This is a genomic window from Rhizobium sp. NZLR8 (assembly GCF_019685025.1).
Lineage (GTDB): Bacteria > Pseudomonadota > Alphaproteobacteria > Rhizobiales > Rhizobiaceae > Rhizobium.
Map to the genome: position 1 here is coordinate 569,406 of NZ_JABDVY010000001.1, position 14,246 is coordinate 583,651.

Consider the following 14,246-nt stretch of genomic DNA (forward strand, 5'->3'; position numbering starts at 1 on the left):
GTAACCAGCCAATATCGCTCCATCAAACGCAGCCGCTCGTTCAGACCGGCGAACCTGCAGGGAGCAGATATGACCAACCAATCACATATGTCGAATCCAGTTCGGAGCAGTCTGGCCCGCGTCGTCGGCTCTCCTGTCACGCGAACGGTGTCGCTGCTGGCGCTCTGCGCCGCCTATATCCAGGGACCGCTCACCAAGATCTTCGATTTCAACGGCGCATTGGCCGAGATGGATCATTTCGGCCTCCATCCAGCGGCCTTCTTCGCAGTCGCCGTCATCGTCTTCGAACTCACGGCTTCCGCCATGGTGGTCTCGGGCTTCCTGCGCTGGACAGGCGCCCTGGCGCTGGCTGGCTTCACGCTTCTCGCGACCTTCATCGCGCTCCGCTTCTGGGAAATGGCCCCGGGCATGGACCGTATGATGGCGGCCAACGCCTTCTTCGAGCACCTGGGCCTCGCAGGCGCATTCGTCTTCGTTGCAGCATTTGACCTCACCAAGGGAGCAGGCAAATGAGTGCCGCAAAATCATCCGGGGGAACCTTCGGGCCCCTCGCACAGCCAGTCTTCGCTGTTCTGTGGATCGCCACCGTCGTTGGCAACACCGGAAGTTTCATGCGCGACGTCGCCAGCTCCTGGCTGATGACGGATCTGTCCGCATCGCCCGCCGCAGTCGCCATGGTTCAGGCGGCCGGAACCCTGCCGATCTTCCTGCTTGCCATCCCGGCAGGCGTTCTCACCGACATCCTCGATCGCCGCAAGTTCCTGATCGCTGTCCAGCTCCTGCTGGCATCCGTCAGTATATCCCTGGTGGTTCTGTCCCAGACAGGCATGCTTTCGGTCAGCGCGCTGATCGGCCTGACCTTCCTCGGCGGCATTGGCGCCGCGTTGGTGGGGCCGACCTGGCAGGCGATCGTTCCGGAACTGGTGAAGCGTGAGGACGTGAAGAGCGCAGTGGCGCTCAACTCGCTCGGCATCAATATCGCCCGCTCCATCGGGCCTGCTGCGGGCGGCCTGCTTCTCGCAGCCTTTGGAGCCGGGATCACCTATGGCGCGGATGTCGCAAGCTACATCGTGGTGATCGCAGCTCTGGTCTGGTGGCCACGGGCGAAGGATGCAAACGACGCGCTTCAGGAGAACTTCTTCGGTGCCTTCCGCGCCGGACTTCGCTACACCCGCTCCAGCAGACCGATGCATGTCGTCCTCCTGCGGGCCGCCATCTTCTTCGCCTTCGCCAGCGCGGTCTGGGCGCTCCTCCCGCTCGTCGCCCGGCAACTGCTCGGTGGGGATGCCAGCTTCTACGGCATCCTGCTTGGTGCGGTCGGAGCTGGTGCGATCGGTGGAGCCTTGGTCATGCCGAGGCTGCGCGAACGCCTGAGCTCGGACGGTCTGCTTCTTGGCGCAGCACTGATCACCGCAGTCGTCTTGGGTGTCCTGTCGCTTGCCCCGCCGAAGATCGTCGCCATCATCGTTCTTATGTTCCTCGGGGGCGCATGGATCACCGCCCTGACCACGCTCAACGGCGCAGCGCAGGCTGTTCTACCCAACTGGGTGCGCGGTCGTGGTCTTGCCGTCTACCTGACCGTATTCAATGGTGCGATGACTGCCGGAAGCCTCGGCTGGGGTGCTGTCGGCGAAGCTGTTGGCATCCAGTCTACCTTGCTCATTGGAGCGGCTGGTCTTCTCGTTGCCGGTTTCATCATGCATCGCGTGAAGCTTCCTGCAGGCGATGCCGACATGGTGCCGTCCAACCACTGGCCCGAACCGCTTGTCGCCGAGCCGATCGCCCATGACCGTGGTCCGGTTCTGATCCTGATCGAGTACAAGGTCGAGAAGCAGCACCGCAGTGCGTTCCTGCACGCAATCGATTATCTGTCCAAGGAGCGTCGCCGCGATGGAGCATATGGCTGGGGCGTTACCGAAGACTCGGCTGACCCGGAGAAGATCGTCGAGTGGTTCATGGTGGAATCCTGGGCCGAACACCTTCGCCAGCACCGGCGGGTTTCCAATGCAGACGCCGACCTTCAGGGCAAAGTTCTGACCTACCACGTCGGCCCGGAGAAGCCCGTCGTCCGTCACTTCTTGACCATCAATCGGCCTGATGCCGCATAACGAAAACGCAAAGGGCAGGGCGGCTTCGGCCGCCCTTTCCATTATGTCGCCTGGCGCAATGAATTCGAAACAATTGATGCAATTGCGAGAGCCGACGATCAGCGGCAAAACTCAGGTGCCGTGCGAGACACGAAATTACGGCAACAGCATCAGTCGAGGTCACGATCATGAAACTTCCTTCCCTTCCCACACTCCTGAGCTTTAATGGCGGCTATGTCGACACACTCGGCTTCCTGTCGCTTTCCGGGCTGTTCACCGCCCATGTCACTGGAAACTTCGTGACGCTAGGTGCCACGTTGGCGCACGGTCTGGACGGAGCATTGTCAAAACTCCTGGCACTACCGATGTTTTGTCTGGTCGTTTTTGTATCACGTCTGGTCTGCCTGAAACTTCAAAGTCGGGATCGCTCACCCATCCGGCCAATGCTTGTCGTCAAGCTGCTGCTGTTTGTGGGAGTTGCTGCCTACGCACTCTTTCATGGCCCGTTTCGGGCTGAAGAAGGGGCCGTCACACTGGCGGTCGGCATGGCCCTGGTTTCGGCGATGGCTATTCAGAATGGGCTTCACAAGGCGCATCTGTCGAAAGCGCCGCCTTCCACGCTGATGACCGGCACGACGACGCAGATCATGCTCGATCTCGCGGACATTCTGGCCGATCCGAAAGCCGACGAAGTCGTGACAGCGAAAGCACGGGTTAAAAAGATGGCAGCTGCCGTCGCGACCTTCGCCCTCGGCTGCGGTGTCGGCGCTGTCGGTTACATGTACGCTCCCGCAGCGGCGTTCAGCCTGCCTGCGGTAATTGCCACGGTCGCGCTCTTTGCAAGCAGCGCAGGTGCCGAGTCCTGAAACCCGACAGCCCTTTCGATATTGATCCGTCGAATCGAAAAGGACACCACTATGGACATCGGCAGTGAAGCAGGCGGCGTCGCCAGCCTGATCGCCCCCATTCTGAAATATCTCGGTCGCGGAATATTGCTGGGGCTCGAAATCCTAGCGTTACCGCATAACCCCGAACGCCGTCGCTGATCCGGCTGTTCGACGGCCGGCCGATCGCCTTGTGCCGCACCGACGCCGCGCCGCCAGTGCCGATACGGTTCAGCAGTCGGCAAACCTGGCGCTCGCTCAACTCAAGCACACATGCGCCGCGCTGCGAAGATTCTCGCTATGGCGACGATTGCATGGCCGCGATCGCTTCAGCGAAAGCAGACCGGCTGCACCGGCATGGTCATAAGCCTGCAGCATGAGGCCGAGCAGTAAGTTGACATTGACCAGCATATCAAGAGGCGAGACTGTCGCATCTCTAACTGGCCCAACTGTCGCATTACTAAATAGAATGTACCCTCCTACATCACAATGTGGCGTAATCTGTCTTATGGAACTTAGGGGATCGCGGTTGCCGCCGGATTGGCAGCCTTCGGAATATACAACCTTGTCGCGGCGCGGTACCGCGTCATTTCCGGTCCGTCATTGGCAGACGCCAAAGCGTTCACTCCCGCTGGGGAGCTCCTGAATACCACTTTGTCAGAGGTCGGCTTGCTTCGGCCGAAGCTGCGGTTTGTGGCCACCTTTATTCGCGGCTTGCCAGGTGACGCTTTTTCTCGTCTTTTCGTTGTGGTTTATGCATGGATTAGTTGCATTTTAATGATGCCTATATGATTTCGTTAGGTCCGCTTTGGCACCCTCCCCCCACCTTCGGGAGATGCCATGTTCACTGTGCTTTCATGTATCGCCGACCAGCATGACTGGACGTTGCTTTTCGTTGCCCTGGCGATCTGCTGCTTCGGCAGCCTGACGGCAGTCTTCATGCTGACGCGTGCGCAGGAATGCGTGCGGCACCACCACCACTACTGGCTCATCGCCGCTGCCGTCGTTCTCGGCGCCAGCACCTGGGCAACCCATTTTATCGCGATGCTGGCCTATGCCGGTCCGGTGCCCATCGGCTACGACGGCCCTCTGATCGTTCTGTCGATTATCGCCGCCGTCGTTCTGTTTGCGGTAGCGGTTGAAATCGCTTTCATGAATGCTAGCCGGCTTGTCCAGGCGTCTGGTGGCGTCTTGGTCGGCATTGCCATTGCGGCGATGCACTTCGTGGGGCTGCTCGCGATCACGCCTTTCAGCATGGTCTCACTCGCCGTAGATAAATCGATCGTTGCGTGTATGTTGGCAATCGTGTTCGGCATGGTTGCGGTTGCCGTCCTACGGCGGAGCGCAGGCAGCCGTTCCTACATTTTCGCCAGCGCGGCGTGTATCGTCCTGGCGATCTGCAGCCTGCATACCGTGTCGATGAGCGGTGTCCAGATCACCCCTTCCGCCGAGCCCGTCCATGCCGATTTGTCATCGGTCGATCGGATCGCCATCGCCATCGCTGTATCGATCATCTCGACATTGATCCTGCTCGGAGCCGCCGCAGCCCTGTTTCTTGACCGTCATTTGACCGATCTGCGCGGGCTGGCGAACGCCTCGTTCGAGGGGCTCGTCATTGCCCAGGAGAATGTCGTCATCGATCTCAACGAGAAATTCGCGGCGATGGCCGGTAAGGCAGCTGCGCTTCTGAAAGGGCAACCGGTCGAGGCGGTGCTTGCGATCGAAAGACGCCTTGGCATCGACACCTGCCAAGGCGCCGTGTTCCGAGAGGGCCAGGACAGGATTCCGGTCGAGATCCTTGCTCGAACGATCGAATATCGTGGGCGCGAGTGCCAGGTCATAGCCGTACGCGATCTGACCGAGCGCCATGAGGCGAGCCGCAGGATCGAGCATATGGCGCGCCATGACCCATTGACCGGCCTCGCGAACCGTCGCGAGTTTGACCGGCGTTTCGAGATGGCGATTGCCGGCGCTGCAGAAACACCAAGCGGGCTGGCGCTTCTTGCCCTCGATCTGGACCGTTTCAAACTCGTCAACGACACGTTCGGCCATGCCGAGGGGGACGCAGTTCTTCAGCGGGTTGCGCAGGTCTTGGTCCGCACCTTGCCACCGCATGTCACGATCGCTCGCATGGGCGGAGACGAATTCTGCATCATCCTCGCAAATACGTCCCGCCAACAGACGGAAGCGTTGTCGGCCGATCTGCTGAAGGCTTTCGCCGGCGAGTTCGCAGATCTCGCAACCTCTTCGGGATTCGGCGCCAGCATCGGCATTGCCTTGTACCCGGAGCACGGCGTTACCGATCGGCGCCTCAGAAACAATGCCGACATGGCGCTTTACCGGGCCAAGAGCGGCGGCCGCGGCAGAGCCTGCACATTCGAGCAGGCGATGGACATTGAATTGCATGCCAAGCGGCAGCTCGAGCATGATCTGCGGCACGCACTCGGCAAAGGTGATCTGTTCCTCGTCTACCAGAGGATCGTTGATACATCCTCGCAAGAGCCGTGCGGTTACGAGGCATTGTTGCGATGGCGTCATGCAAGCAGAGGCATCCTTGCACCGGCAGACTTCATCACTGTCGCCGAAGAAACCGGCTGCATCATCCCCATCGGGATCTGGGTCCTGGAGGAAGCTTGCAGCGAAGCAGCCTCGTGGAAAACCCCGCTGACGATCGCGGTCAACATCTCGCCGGTTCAGTTTCTGATGCCGAACCTGGTGGAGCAGTTCTCGCAAATTCTTGCGAAAACCGGACTGCAGCCTGACCGCCTGGAGCTTGAGATCACCGAGTCGGCGCTGTTTCACGATCGGGCTGCCGTCCTTTCCACGCTCGGTCAGCTGCGCTCGATGGGGATCCGGATCGTCCTGGACGACTTCGGGACCGGTTATTCCTCGCTCAGCAACCTCCGCGATTTTCCGTTCGACAAGCTGAAAATCGATAGACGCTTCCTTGCCGGCATTGGCGTCGATCCCACCATCAGGGCGCTGTTTGAGAATGTCATCGAGATGGCGTCGACGCTCAACCTGCCGGTAATTGCCGAAGGGGTCGAGACGCAAGAACAGCTTGCGATCCTTCATGCAAGCCATCCGGCGCAGATGCAGGGCTTCCTGTTCGGCAAGCCCGAGGCAGCACCGAGCAGCCGCGCGCCGTTGAAAGCCATCGCCTGATCCGCCTGGGCAGAATTATGGGCTTTCCAGCAAGCTCCGGACTACTTTCCGTCTAGCCACTCCTGCAGCTCTGCCTCGGCCCGCTCCAGAGCGCTGTAGTTCAGCAGCTTGCGCAGGAAAGCCACCGTAATGGCGCGGGCGCGGAGATTGAAGCGGCCGTCCTCGTGGTCGTCGCCGGCGCTCTGGTAGACGTCGAGCTTGTCGTAGAGCTGCTGCAGGCGGTTCTGCACGCTACGCAGCGACAGGCTGCGGCGTTTGGCAATGGCCCGGTCGGTGAGACCGAGCGCGATATCGACGAGGATCTCGTATTCGGAATCGGTAAAGCCGTTCGCCTGGCCGAGGCTCTTTTGCTGCAGGCCGCGCACCTCGCGGTCGATGACGCACTGGCTCTCGATGAAGATCGAGCGCAGCGCCAGCTTCAGCCGCTCGTCGGAGGCGGATTTCAGCACATAGCCGTAGGCTGCGCCATCCGGCACGATGCGCGAGACGCCGCGCACATAGGCCTCGTCCGAATAATTCGACCAGAACAGGATGCGGGTCTCCGGCCGCTCCTTCCAGATGGTGCGTGCCGCCTCGATGCCGTTGCGGCTGACCATCTGCAGGTCCATGACGATATGCGCCGACTTGTGGTCGCGGGCGAGCTTCTCGCCGACGGTGCCGTTCTCAGCCTCGATCACCGTATCGCATTCCGGCAGGGCGGCGTTGACAGCCTCATGCAGATAGGAACGGTGCAGCGGGTCGTCCTCGACGATCAGAACCTTCATCGTGTCTCTCCTCGGTCCGGGCCGCTCGCCGGGTCGTGCGGGGTTAGCGGTAGCACGACGCGCACCACAGTCCCGCGATTGTTGTGGCCGGGGCCGGTGGCGAAGCGCGCTGAGATCAGCCGCGCACGGGTCTTCATATTGTCGATGCCGCCGCCGATCCGTCCCCGCGCCTTGGCGAGCCCGGTCCCATCGTCGAAGATTTCGATCGACAGCCGCTCCCCGTCGGCCTCAAGCCGCACGGTCACGGCCAGCGGGGCGGCATGGCGCACCGCATTGTTGATCGCCTCCTGGGCGATCCGGAATAGCGCGACGCTGACGGTCGGTTCCAACCGCTCCAGTGCACCATGCGTTTCGTCGACGAGGCCCCATTCGATGGCCGATCCCGTGTCGCGGGTCGATCGGTCGAGATGATGCTCGATCGCCTGCGCGAGACCGAAGAGCTGGAGCACCGAGGGCTTTGCCTGTTCGATGATCTGCCGCAGATCCTGCATGCAATGCTGCAGGGAACGGGAGACCGGCTCCAGCGCCTCGGGCGCCACCTCGCCGTTGCGCGACAGCCGGTCGATCCGGCGGGCAAGCCGCGTCAGGTCGGCAAGCGTCTGGTCGTGCAGGTCCATGCCGATCCGCTGGCGTTCCTGCTCCAGTGCCTCGGTCAGCTTCAGCGCCCCCTGCCGCAATCCCTCCTCGCGGGCGCGAGCCTCCGCCTCGACGATGGCCGAGCGTTGCGCCTGCTCGGCAGCCTGCAGCGCGAAGAAATAGGGGGTCAGCAGGTCGGCGATGATGCGGGCGCGTTCGATATCCTCCATCGTGTAGACGCCCGCCGTTCGCGACGAACAGGAGAGCGCGGCGATGATCGTGCCCTGCACCTTCATCGGCACATGCAGGCGGCTCCTCAGCGACTCTTCGACGATCGGCCGCTTGAAGGCGCCCTCGAAGTGGAAACGCGGGTCCGTCATGGCGTCGTCCGCCAGCAGAAAGTCCACCTCGCCCCAGAGCAGCGAACGGATCGGGCTGTTGACCACGGGCGCGCCGGCAAGGTTGCCCCAGGCGGTTTCGATGCCCGTCTCGTAGGCCGTATGGTAGTTGCCTCCCTCAAGAAGCACACAGACATCGAGATGGTCGTGCGGGATGATATGAGCGACTTCGGCCGCAACCGAACGGATAGCCGAGCGGAAGTCGAGCTGGCCCGCGAGCAGCCGAGAAATACCGAGATAGTGGTCGAACATGGCTGCGGGTGCGAGATGCAGCATGGTAGTTCCTCCCCGAGACGGCAGCAGGCTCCTCAACCCGCGGCGATCCCCTTGCAGTAAGCGCCCACGGAAGCGCCGCCGTCTTGCGTAAACCCGCAGCTAATTGCGCAAAACCCGCAAACGACTTGCTGCCTTGCCCCTGTACAGGCCGGTCGATCTCCCGCATCCTGCCCTTACTGAGAGGAGGAAGCTCAGTGCAAGAACAATTTTCACTCGAGCCCGATTGGGTTGGCAGGAGTGAAGCGATCCGCCGACCAGCGCGATCATCAGGGAGGAAGACATGACAATCCGCAAGATGCTTCTGGCATCGGCCGCTATTGCTTGCGCCGCGATGCCCGTTTCCGCCTTTGCCGACACAGCGGCCAAGAAAATCGCCCTTTCCAACAACTATGCCGGCAATTCGTGGCGCCAAGCCATGCTGACGAGCTGGGGAAAGGTGACGGGTGAAGCCGTGAAGGCCGGCGCCGTTGCCGCAGCCGACCCTTTCACCACCGCCGAGAACCAGGCGACGGAACAGGCCGCGCAGATCCAGAACATGATCCTGCAGGGCTATGACGCCATCGTGCTGAACGCAGCCTCGCCGACGGCGCTGAACGGCGCGGTCAAGGAGGCCTGCGACGCCGGCATCACCGTCGTTTCCTTTGATGGCATCGTGACCGAGCCCTGCGCCTGGCGCATCGCCGTCAACTTCAAGGAAATGGGCCGCAGCGAAGTCGAGTACCTGTCGAAGAAACTGCCTGATGGCGGCAACCTGCTCGAAATCCGCGGCCTTGCCGGTGTCTTCGTCGACGACGAGATCTCGGCAGGCATCCACGACGGCGTCAAGCAGTTCCCGCAGTTCAAGATTGTCGGCTCCGTTCATGGAGACTGGGCGCAAGACGTGGCGCAGAAGGCTGTTGCCGGCATCCTGCCGAGCTTGCCCGACATCGCCGGCGTGGTAACGCAGGGCGGCGACGGTTATGGCGCCGCACAGGCGATTGCGGCGACAGACCGGAAGATGCCGATCATTATCATGGGCAACCGTGAAGACGAACTGAAGTGGTGGAAGGAGCAGAAAGAGGCGAAGAGCTACGAGACCATGTCCGTGTCCATCGCGCCGGGTGTCTCCACGCTCGCCTTCTGGGTCGCCCAGCAGATCCTCGACGGCAAGCAAGTCAAGAAGGACCTCGTCGTGCCCTTCCTGCGCATCGACCAGGACAATCTCGAAACCAACCTTGCCAATACCCAGGCCGGCGGCGTTGCCAACGTGGAATACACGCAGGCAGACGCGATCAAGGTCATCGAGTCGGCAAAGTAAATCTCCCGGCGACCGCCGCGCGCCCGCAAATGGCCGCGCGGCATTCTTTGCAAGCAGGCATGGCGGGCAGCATGGATGAGGTTTTGAAGGCGGTGATCGCCGTCGATGGCGCCAAGGTGAGCTTCGGCGCGGTCAGGGCGCTCGACGGCGTCACACTCCGCGTCATGCCGGGCGAATGCGTCGGGCTCGTCGGACATAACGGAGCCGGCAAATCGACGATCGTCAGCGTGATCAACGGCGGCCTCACACCGCACGAAGGAAGTGTGGCAAGCGACGGCGAGCGGCTGGAGCGCTACGGCATCAACGTGGCGCGAGCTCGCGGCGTGCGCTGCGTCTTCCAGGAGCTTTCGCTCTGTCCCAACCTCTCCATCGTCGAGAACACGCGCATCATGCATCGTCATCTCGGCGGTTTCGGCTGGCGCAGGCGCGCCGAAAAAATCATCGAGAAGAGCCTCGATGCCGTCTTTCCCGGCCATGGTATCGACAGCAGCCGGGCCGTGGGCGATCTTTCGATCGCCGAGCGGCAGATGGTCGAGATATCAATGGCCTTTTCCGACGCCGGTGTTGCGCCGCGGCTGGTGATCCTCGACGAACCGACCTCGTCACTCGATGCAAGCCTTGCCCGCCAGATGCTCGATCATGTCCGCCGCTTCATCGCCGCCGGCGGATCGGTCATCTTCATCTCGCATATTCTGCACGAGATCCTCGAAACCGCCGACCGCATCGTCGTCATGAAGGACGGCCGCGTCGTCGCCGAGCGTCCGGCGCAGGGCTTCGACCATCACGGCCTCGTGGAAGCGATGGGCACTGTCGCCAAGGAGGAAACCAAGCAGCGCCCGGGGCGCGAACAATCCACCGCTCCGCTCATTCTGTCCCATCAGACGAAAGGCCTGCCCTTCGCTGCCCGCAAGGGAGAAATCATCGGACTGGCGGGACTGGCCGGCCACGGGCAGACCGAACTGCTGCTTGCCCTGCATGCCGCCCAGTCCGGCAACTGGCTGCCTGAGCGCGATCCGCTCGTCACCTTCGTCGCCGGCGACCGCCGCCTTAACGGCGTCTTCGAACTCTGGAGCATCCTGCGCAACTTCTCCATCGCCTCGCTCGGTGACCTCACCCGGCGCGGCCTGATCCTTTCCGGCGAAGAGGAGATGAAGGGCGCCGACTGGAGGCGGCGGATCGAAATCCGCACGCCCGATATGGCCAATCGCATCCTGTCGCTTTCCGGCGGCAACCAGCAGAAGGTGCTCTTCGCCCGCGCACTTTCAACGCGCGCGCCGATCGTGCTGATGGACGATCCGATGCGCGGCGTCGACGTCGGGACCAAGCAGGAGGTCTACGCCATCATCCGCGACGAAGCGGCGCGTGGCCGCACCTTCATCTGGTACTCGACCGAAATGGACGAAGTGAGCCTCTGTGACCGCGTCTACGTCTTCCGCGAAGGCCGCATCACCGCCGAACTTGCCGGCGACGCGGTCAACGAGAAGAATATCATCGCCGCCTCCTTCGAAGGGCTCGCCGCATGACGTTCCGGCTGTCGTCCGACGCCATGCGTCTTGCCATCCCCGCTCTGTCGCTGACGCTGCTGCTCGCCGCCGTCTTCTGGCTGCAGCCGCGCGCCATGAGCTATGTCGGGCTCAACCTGCTGTTCAATCTGGCTGTGCCCATCGCGCTGGCGACGATCGCCCAGATGCTGGTGATGGCGGTCAACGATCTCGATCTCTCGATGGGCACCTTCGTCAGCTTCGTCGCCTGCGTAACCGCAACCTTTCTGCGGGATGCTCCCCTGACCGGCATCCTGATCCTTGCCGGCGCGATCGCCATCTATGCGGGCCTCGGTGTCGTCATCCATTTGCGCAACCTGCCGTCCATTGTCGTCACCCTCGGTATGAGCTTCGTCTGGGGCGGCCTTGCCGTGCTGTTGCTGCCGGCACCCGGCGGTCAGGCGCCGGACTGGGTGCGCTGGCTGATGACCGTCAAACCGCCACTGGTGCCGATGGCGATCGTCGCCAGTATTATCATCGCCGCTGTCGCTCATTTTCTCGTTATGCGCTCCTCGCTTGGCGTGCTGATCCGCGGCATCGGCGGCAACCAGCGCTCGGTCGAGCGCGCCGGCTGGTCGATTGTCGCAGCGCGCGCCAGCGCCTACGGTCTTGCCGGCTTGTTTGCGGTGCTTGCCGGCATCGCCCTCGTCGGCCTGACGACCTCGGCCGATGCCAATATCGCGCTGCGTTACACGCTGCTGTCGATCGCCGGCGTCATCCTCGGCGGCGGCGAGTTCATCGGCGGCCGCGTCTCCCCTGTCGGCGCCGTCATCGGCGCGTTGACCCTGACGCTTGCCGGCTCCTTCCTATCCTTCCTGCGCATCTCGCCGGACTGGCAGATCGGGGCTCAGGGCGCGATCCTGATCATCGTGCTCGCGCTTCGCCTGATGCTGAACCGCCTGGAGAAGCGGGAGAAACGCCGATGACCGCGCTCCTCAGCCTCTTCGGCAAGCCCTGGATCTGGTCGTGGCTCGCCGCCTTCATCGTCTGGTTCCTGACGATCATGGTGACGCTCGGCGCCAGCACGCTCGGCCTGTCGCAGGCAGCACTCACCTTCGCTGCCTTCTCGGTCATTGTCGGCCTCGGCCAGATGTTCGTCATCACTCTCGGTCCCGGCAATATCGATCTCTCGGTTCCCGCCACCATGACGCTTGCCGGCACGGTGGCGCTGAAGCTGATGAATGTCGAAAACGGCATGATCCTGCCCGGCCTTCTCGTTGCCGTCGTCATCGGCCTTGTCGTCGGCCTCGGCAATTATGCGCTGATCAAGGCGCTGCGCATTCCGCCGATCATCGCCACGCTGTCCATGAGCTTCATCGTCCAGTCCGCCGCGATCTGGACGAACCGGGGATTGCGCATCAAGCCTCCGAGCATGCTTGCGGAGTTCACCACCTCGAACACGCTCGGCGTCCCGAATGTGGCGATCGTCGCGCTTGTCATCTCGCTGCTTGCCTGGTTCCTGCTCGAGAAGACGATCTACGGGCGCTGGACCTCGGCGATCGGCCAGAGCATGCCGGCGGCGCGCATGGCCGGCATACCGGTCGACGGCACACGCTTCGTCACCTATCTGTTCTGCGCTGTGCTCGCCGCGGTCGCAGGCTATCTGCTCGCCTGTTTCTCCGGCGGCGCGGCGCTCAATATGGGCTCGGAATATCTGTTGATGTCGATCGCCGTCGTCGTGATCGGCGGCACCGCGGTCGCCGGCGGCGATTCCAACGTGCCGGGTATCTGGGGTGCATCGCTCTTCATGTTCCTGGTCGTCTCCATGCTCAACACTTACGGGGTCGGCGCCGGCATCCGCCTCATCATGACCGGCCTCATCATCATCAGCGTCATCATGCTCGCCGGCGGTCGCCGGGCCGGCATGCGATAAACGGAAAGACCGCCATGGCCGAGGCCAGCATCTACGAAATCCACGACCCGCGCTTCCGGCAGCTGATCGTGACGAGCGCCGCTCTCGACGAACTTTATTCCGGTTGCCGCTGGGCGGAGGGTCCCGTCTGGTTCAACGATGCGAACCAGCTGCTGTGGAGTGACATTCCCAATCAGCGCATGCTGCGATGGACGCCCGAGAGTGGTGTCTCCGTCTACCGGCAACCCTCCAACTTCGCCAACGGCCATACACGCGACCGGCAGGGGCGGCTGATCTCCTGCGAACATGGCGCCCGCCGCGTCACGCGCACCGAGGTCGATGGCTCGATCACCGTGCTCGCCGATCGTTTCGAGGGCGCCAAGCTGAATTCGCCGAACGACGTGGTGGTGAAATCCGACGGCACGATCTGGTTCACCGACCCCACCTACGGCATCATGTCGGACTATGAAGGCTATCGCGCCGTACCGGAGCAGCCGACCCGCAACGTCTACCGGCTCGATCCGGCGACCGGGGGGCTTGCGACTGTCGCCACCGATTTCATCCAGCCGAACGGCCTTGCCTTCTCCCCCGACGAGACGATTCTCTATGTGGCGGATTCAGCCGCAAGCCATGATGAGAGCCTGCCGCGCCATATAAGGGCTTTCGACGTGGTCGACGGCCTCAGGCTTCAAAACGGCCGCGTCTTCTGCCTGATCGACAGCGGCATTCCGGACGGCATCCGCACCGATGTGAACGGAAACCTCTGGTCGAGTGCCGGTGATGGCGTGCATTGCTTCGATCCGATGGGAAAACTGATCGGCAAGATCCGCGTGCCGCAAACCGTCGCCAACCTCACCTTCGGCGGGCCGAGGCGCAACCGGCTGTTTATTGCGGCGACGCGTTCGGTGTATTCGGTCTATGTCGCACTCAGCGGTGCTCAGATGCCGTAAGAGCGATCGTCAGTGCTTGACGTTCCCATCGCCTCGAACCCTCCCCCGACTTGGCTTTGGTCTTCGCCGTTTGGCGGCGGTCGGCTGACAGCGAGCGGCCATTGCGGCGGACGTAGCGTTTGTCGGTGGCGGTATCGATGAGTTCGCGCTTGGTCATGTCGTTCATCCCTGTGGTTGCCGTCTCGTTAAAGTGCGTCGCGATCTTTCAGATTCGCTCCTCGCGCGTTAGCTCTTTGCTTTTGCGCATGTCGTTGCCGCAAAACCGCTGCACGCTTTTGCGCGACATGCTTTAGAACGCACGCCACGGCAAAAAGGCGCATGGAATCAAAAGCATCTCGCGACTCGCAAAACGAGAAACTTAGGCGTGTTAAGTGCTTGAATTTAGATTCGTTTTGACTCGGAACAAATGGCGGGGTCAGCCGTTGACTCGCGTTGGTTGCGTGAGGGAGTCGGGTC

The 14,246-nt window shown here is 62.3% G+C and carries 13 protein-coding genes and 1 pseudogene; 10 read left to right on the top strand and 4 right to left on the bottom strand.

What is annotated here, in order from left to right; all coding sequences use genetic code 11:
- Nucleotides 1–69: 69 nt before the first annotated feature.
- The 4 genes from HJB89_RS02730 to HJB89_RS33070 all read left to right on the top strand — a co-directional run bounded on the left by HJB89_RS02730 (nt 70) and on the right by HJB89_RS33070 (nt 3,133).
- Entirely contained in the window at nt 70–513 is a 444-nt protein-coding gene (locus tag HJB89_RS02730) for a DoxX family protein (protein ID WP_221131908.1), read from the top strand.
- Nucleotides 510–2,108 carry an MFS transporter gene (locus tag HJB89_RS02735; protein ID WP_221131909.1) on the top strand — a complete coding sequence of 533 codons (1,599 nt, stop codon included), beginning with the start codon at nt 510–512 and terminating at the stop codon, nt 2,106–2,108. The genes HJB89_RS02730 and HJB89_RS02735 overlap by 4 nt, the downstream gene beginning before the upstream one ends.
- A 167-nt stretch (nt 2,109–2,275) precedes the next feature.
- Nucleotides 2,276–2,953 (top strand): YoaK family protein, encoded by a 678-nt coding sequence (locus HJB89_RS02740; protein ID WP_207585254.1) that lies wholly within the window; start codon nt 2,276–2,278, stop codon nt 2,951–2,953.
- Between the two features lie 51 nt (nt 2,954–3,004).
- The gene (locus tag HJB89_RS33070) at nt 3,005–3,133 is read left to right on the top strand and encodes a hypothetical protein (protein ID WP_259669622.1); all 129 of its coding nucleotides are present in this window, start codon (nt 3,005–3,007) and stop codon (nt 3,131–3,133) included.
- On the opposite strand, the pseudogene HJB89_RS02745 reads toward HJB89_RS33070, so the two are convergent.
- Nucleotides 3,099–3,248 (bottom strand): annotated as a pseudogene (locus HJB89_RS02745) (helix-turn-helix domain-containing protein); the annotation flags it as partial. The gene HJB89_RS33070 and the pseudogene HJB89_RS02745 sit on opposite strands and share 35 nt — an antisense overlap.
- A gap of 563 nt (nt 3,249–3,811) precedes the next feature.
- Between HJB89_RS02745 and HJB89_RS02750 the strand changes: the two are divergent.
- Entirely contained in the window at nt 3,812–6,136 is a 2,325-nt protein-coding gene (locus HJB89_RS02750) for an EAL domain-containing protein (RefSeq protein WP_221131910.1), read from the top strand.
- Nucleotides 6,137–6,177: 41 nt separating this feature from the next.
- Here HJB89_RS02750 and HJB89_RS02755 read toward each other — a convergent pair whose 3' ends face one another.
- Both HJB89_RS02755 and HJB89_RS02760 read right to left on the bottom strand, forming a co-directional pair.
- Entirely contained in the window at nt 6,178–6,900 is a 723-nt protein-coding gene (locus HJB89_RS02755; protein WP_207585256.1) for a response regulator transcription factor, read from the bottom strand.
- The gene (locus HJB89_RS02760) at nt 6,897–8,150 is read right to left on the bottom strand and encodes a sensor histidine kinase (RefSeq protein WP_207585257.1); all 1,254 of its coding nucleotides are present in this window, start codon (nt 8,148–8,150) and stop codon (nt 6,897–6,899) included. The genes HJB89_RS02755 and HJB89_RS02760 overlap by 4 nt, the downstream gene beginning before the upstream one ends.
- Before the next feature lie 280 nt (nt 8,151–8,430).
- On the opposite strand from HJB89_RS02760, the gene HJB89_RS02765 reads away from it, so the two are divergent.
- The 5 genes from HJB89_RS02765 (at nt 8,431) to HJB89_RS02785 (ending at nt 13,790) form a co-directional block, all read left to right on the top strand.
- Nucleotides 8,431–9,447 (top strand): ABC transporter substrate-binding protein, encoded by a 1,017-nt coding sequence (locus HJB89_RS02765; RefSeq protein WP_207585258.1) that lies wholly within the window; start codon nt 8,431–8,433, stop codon nt 9,445–9,447.
- A 71-nt stretch (nt 9,448–9,518) separates the two neighbouring features.
- On the top strand, nt 9,519–10,970 hold the full coding sequence (locus HJB89_RS02770; protein ID WP_221131912.1) for a sugar ABC transporter ATP-binding protein: 1,452 nt from the start codon (nt 9,519–9,521) through the stop codon (nt 10,968–10,970).
- On the top strand, nt 10,967–11,914 hold the full coding sequence (locus HJB89_RS02775; protein ID WP_221148861.1) for an ABC transporter permease: 948 nt from the start codon (nt 10,967–10,969) through the stop codon (nt 11,912–11,914). The genes HJB89_RS02770 and HJB89_RS02775 overlap by 4 nt, the downstream gene beginning before the upstream one ends.
- On the top strand, nt 11,911–12,861 hold the full coding sequence (locus HJB89_RS02780) for an ABC transporter permease (RefSeq protein ID WP_221148862.1): 951 nt from the start codon (nt 11,911–11,913) through the stop codon (nt 12,859–12,861). Before HJB89_RS02775 ends, HJB89_RS02780 begins: the two co-directional genes overlap by 4 nt.
- Nucleotides 12,862–12,875: 14 nt before the next feature.
- Nucleotides 12,876–13,790 (top strand): SMP-30/gluconolactonase/LRE family protein, encoded by a 915-nt coding sequence (locus HJB89_RS02785; RefSeq protein WP_207585262.1) that lies wholly within the window; start codon nt 12,876–12,878, stop codon nt 13,788–13,790.
- Here HJB89_RS02785 and HJB89_RS02790 read toward each other — a convergent pair.
- Nucleotides 13,768–13,947 (bottom strand): hypothetical protein, encoded by a 180-nt coding sequence (locus HJB89_RS02790; protein ID WP_207585263.1) that lies wholly within the window; start codon nt 13,945–13,947, stop codon nt 13,768–13,770. The two genes, HJB89_RS02785 and HJB89_RS02790, sit on opposite strands and share 23 nt — an antisense overlap.
- Nucleotides 13,948–14,246 lie beyond the last annotated feature (299 nt).

What these genes read in the sequence shown, in the direction of transcription:
- HJB89_RS02790 (WP_207585263.1), bottom strand. Translation starts at nt 13,947, where the DNA reads ATGACCAAGCGCGAACTCATCGATACCGCCACCGACAAACGCTACGTC.
- HJB89_RS02750 (WP_221131910.1), top strand. Translation starts at nt 3,812, where the DNA reads ATGTTCACTGTGCTTTCATGTATCGCCGACCAGCATGACTGGACGTTG.
- HJB89_RS02755 (WP_207585256.1), bottom strand. Translation starts at nt 6,900, where the DNA reads ATGAAGGTTCTGATCGTCGAGGACGACCCGCTGCACCGTTCCTATCTG.
- HJB89_RS02770 (WP_221131912.1), top strand. Translation starts at nt 9,519, where the DNA reads ATGGATGAGGTTTTGAAGGCGGTGATCGCCGTCGATGGCGCCAAGGTG.
- HJB89_RS02785 (WP_207585262.1), top strand. Translation starts at nt 12,876, where the DNA reads ATGGCCGAGGCCAGCATCTACGAAATCCACGACCCGCGCTTCCGGCAG.
- HJB89_RS02765 (WP_207585258.1), top strand. Translation starts at nt 8,431, where the DNA reads ATGACAATCCGCAAGATGCTTCTGGCATCGGCCGCTATTGCTTGCGCC.
- HJB89_RS02780 (WP_221148862.1), top strand. Translation starts at nt 11,911, where the DNA reads ATGACCGCGCTCCTCAGCCTCTTCGGCAAGCCCTGGATCTGGTCGTGG.
- HJB89_RS02775 (WP_221148861.1), top strand. Translation starts at nt 10,967, where the DNA reads ATGACGTTCCGGCTGTCGTCCGACGCCATGCGTCTTGCCATCCCCGCT.
- HJB89_RS02760 (WP_207585257.1), bottom strand. Translation starts at nt 8,150, where the DNA reads ATGCTGCATCTCGCACCCGCAGCCATGTTCGACCACTATCTCGGTATT.
- HJB89_RS02735 (WP_221131909.1), top strand. Translation starts at nt 510, where the DNA reads ATGAGTGCCGCAAAATCATCCGGGGGAACCTTCGGGCCCCTCGCACAG.
- HJB89_RS33070 (WP_259669622.1), top strand. Translation starts at nt 3,005, where the DNA reads ATGGACATCGGCAGTGAAGCAGGCGGCGTCGCCAGCCTGATCGCCCCC.
- HJB89_RS02740 (WP_207585254.1), top strand. Translation starts at nt 2,276, where the DNA reads ATGAAACTTCCTTCCCTTCCCACACTCCTGAGCTTTAATGGCGGCTAT.
- HJB89_RS02730 (WP_221131908.1), top strand. Translation starts at nt 70, where the DNA reads ATGACCAACCAATCACATATGTCGAATCCAGTTCGGAGCAGTCTGGCC.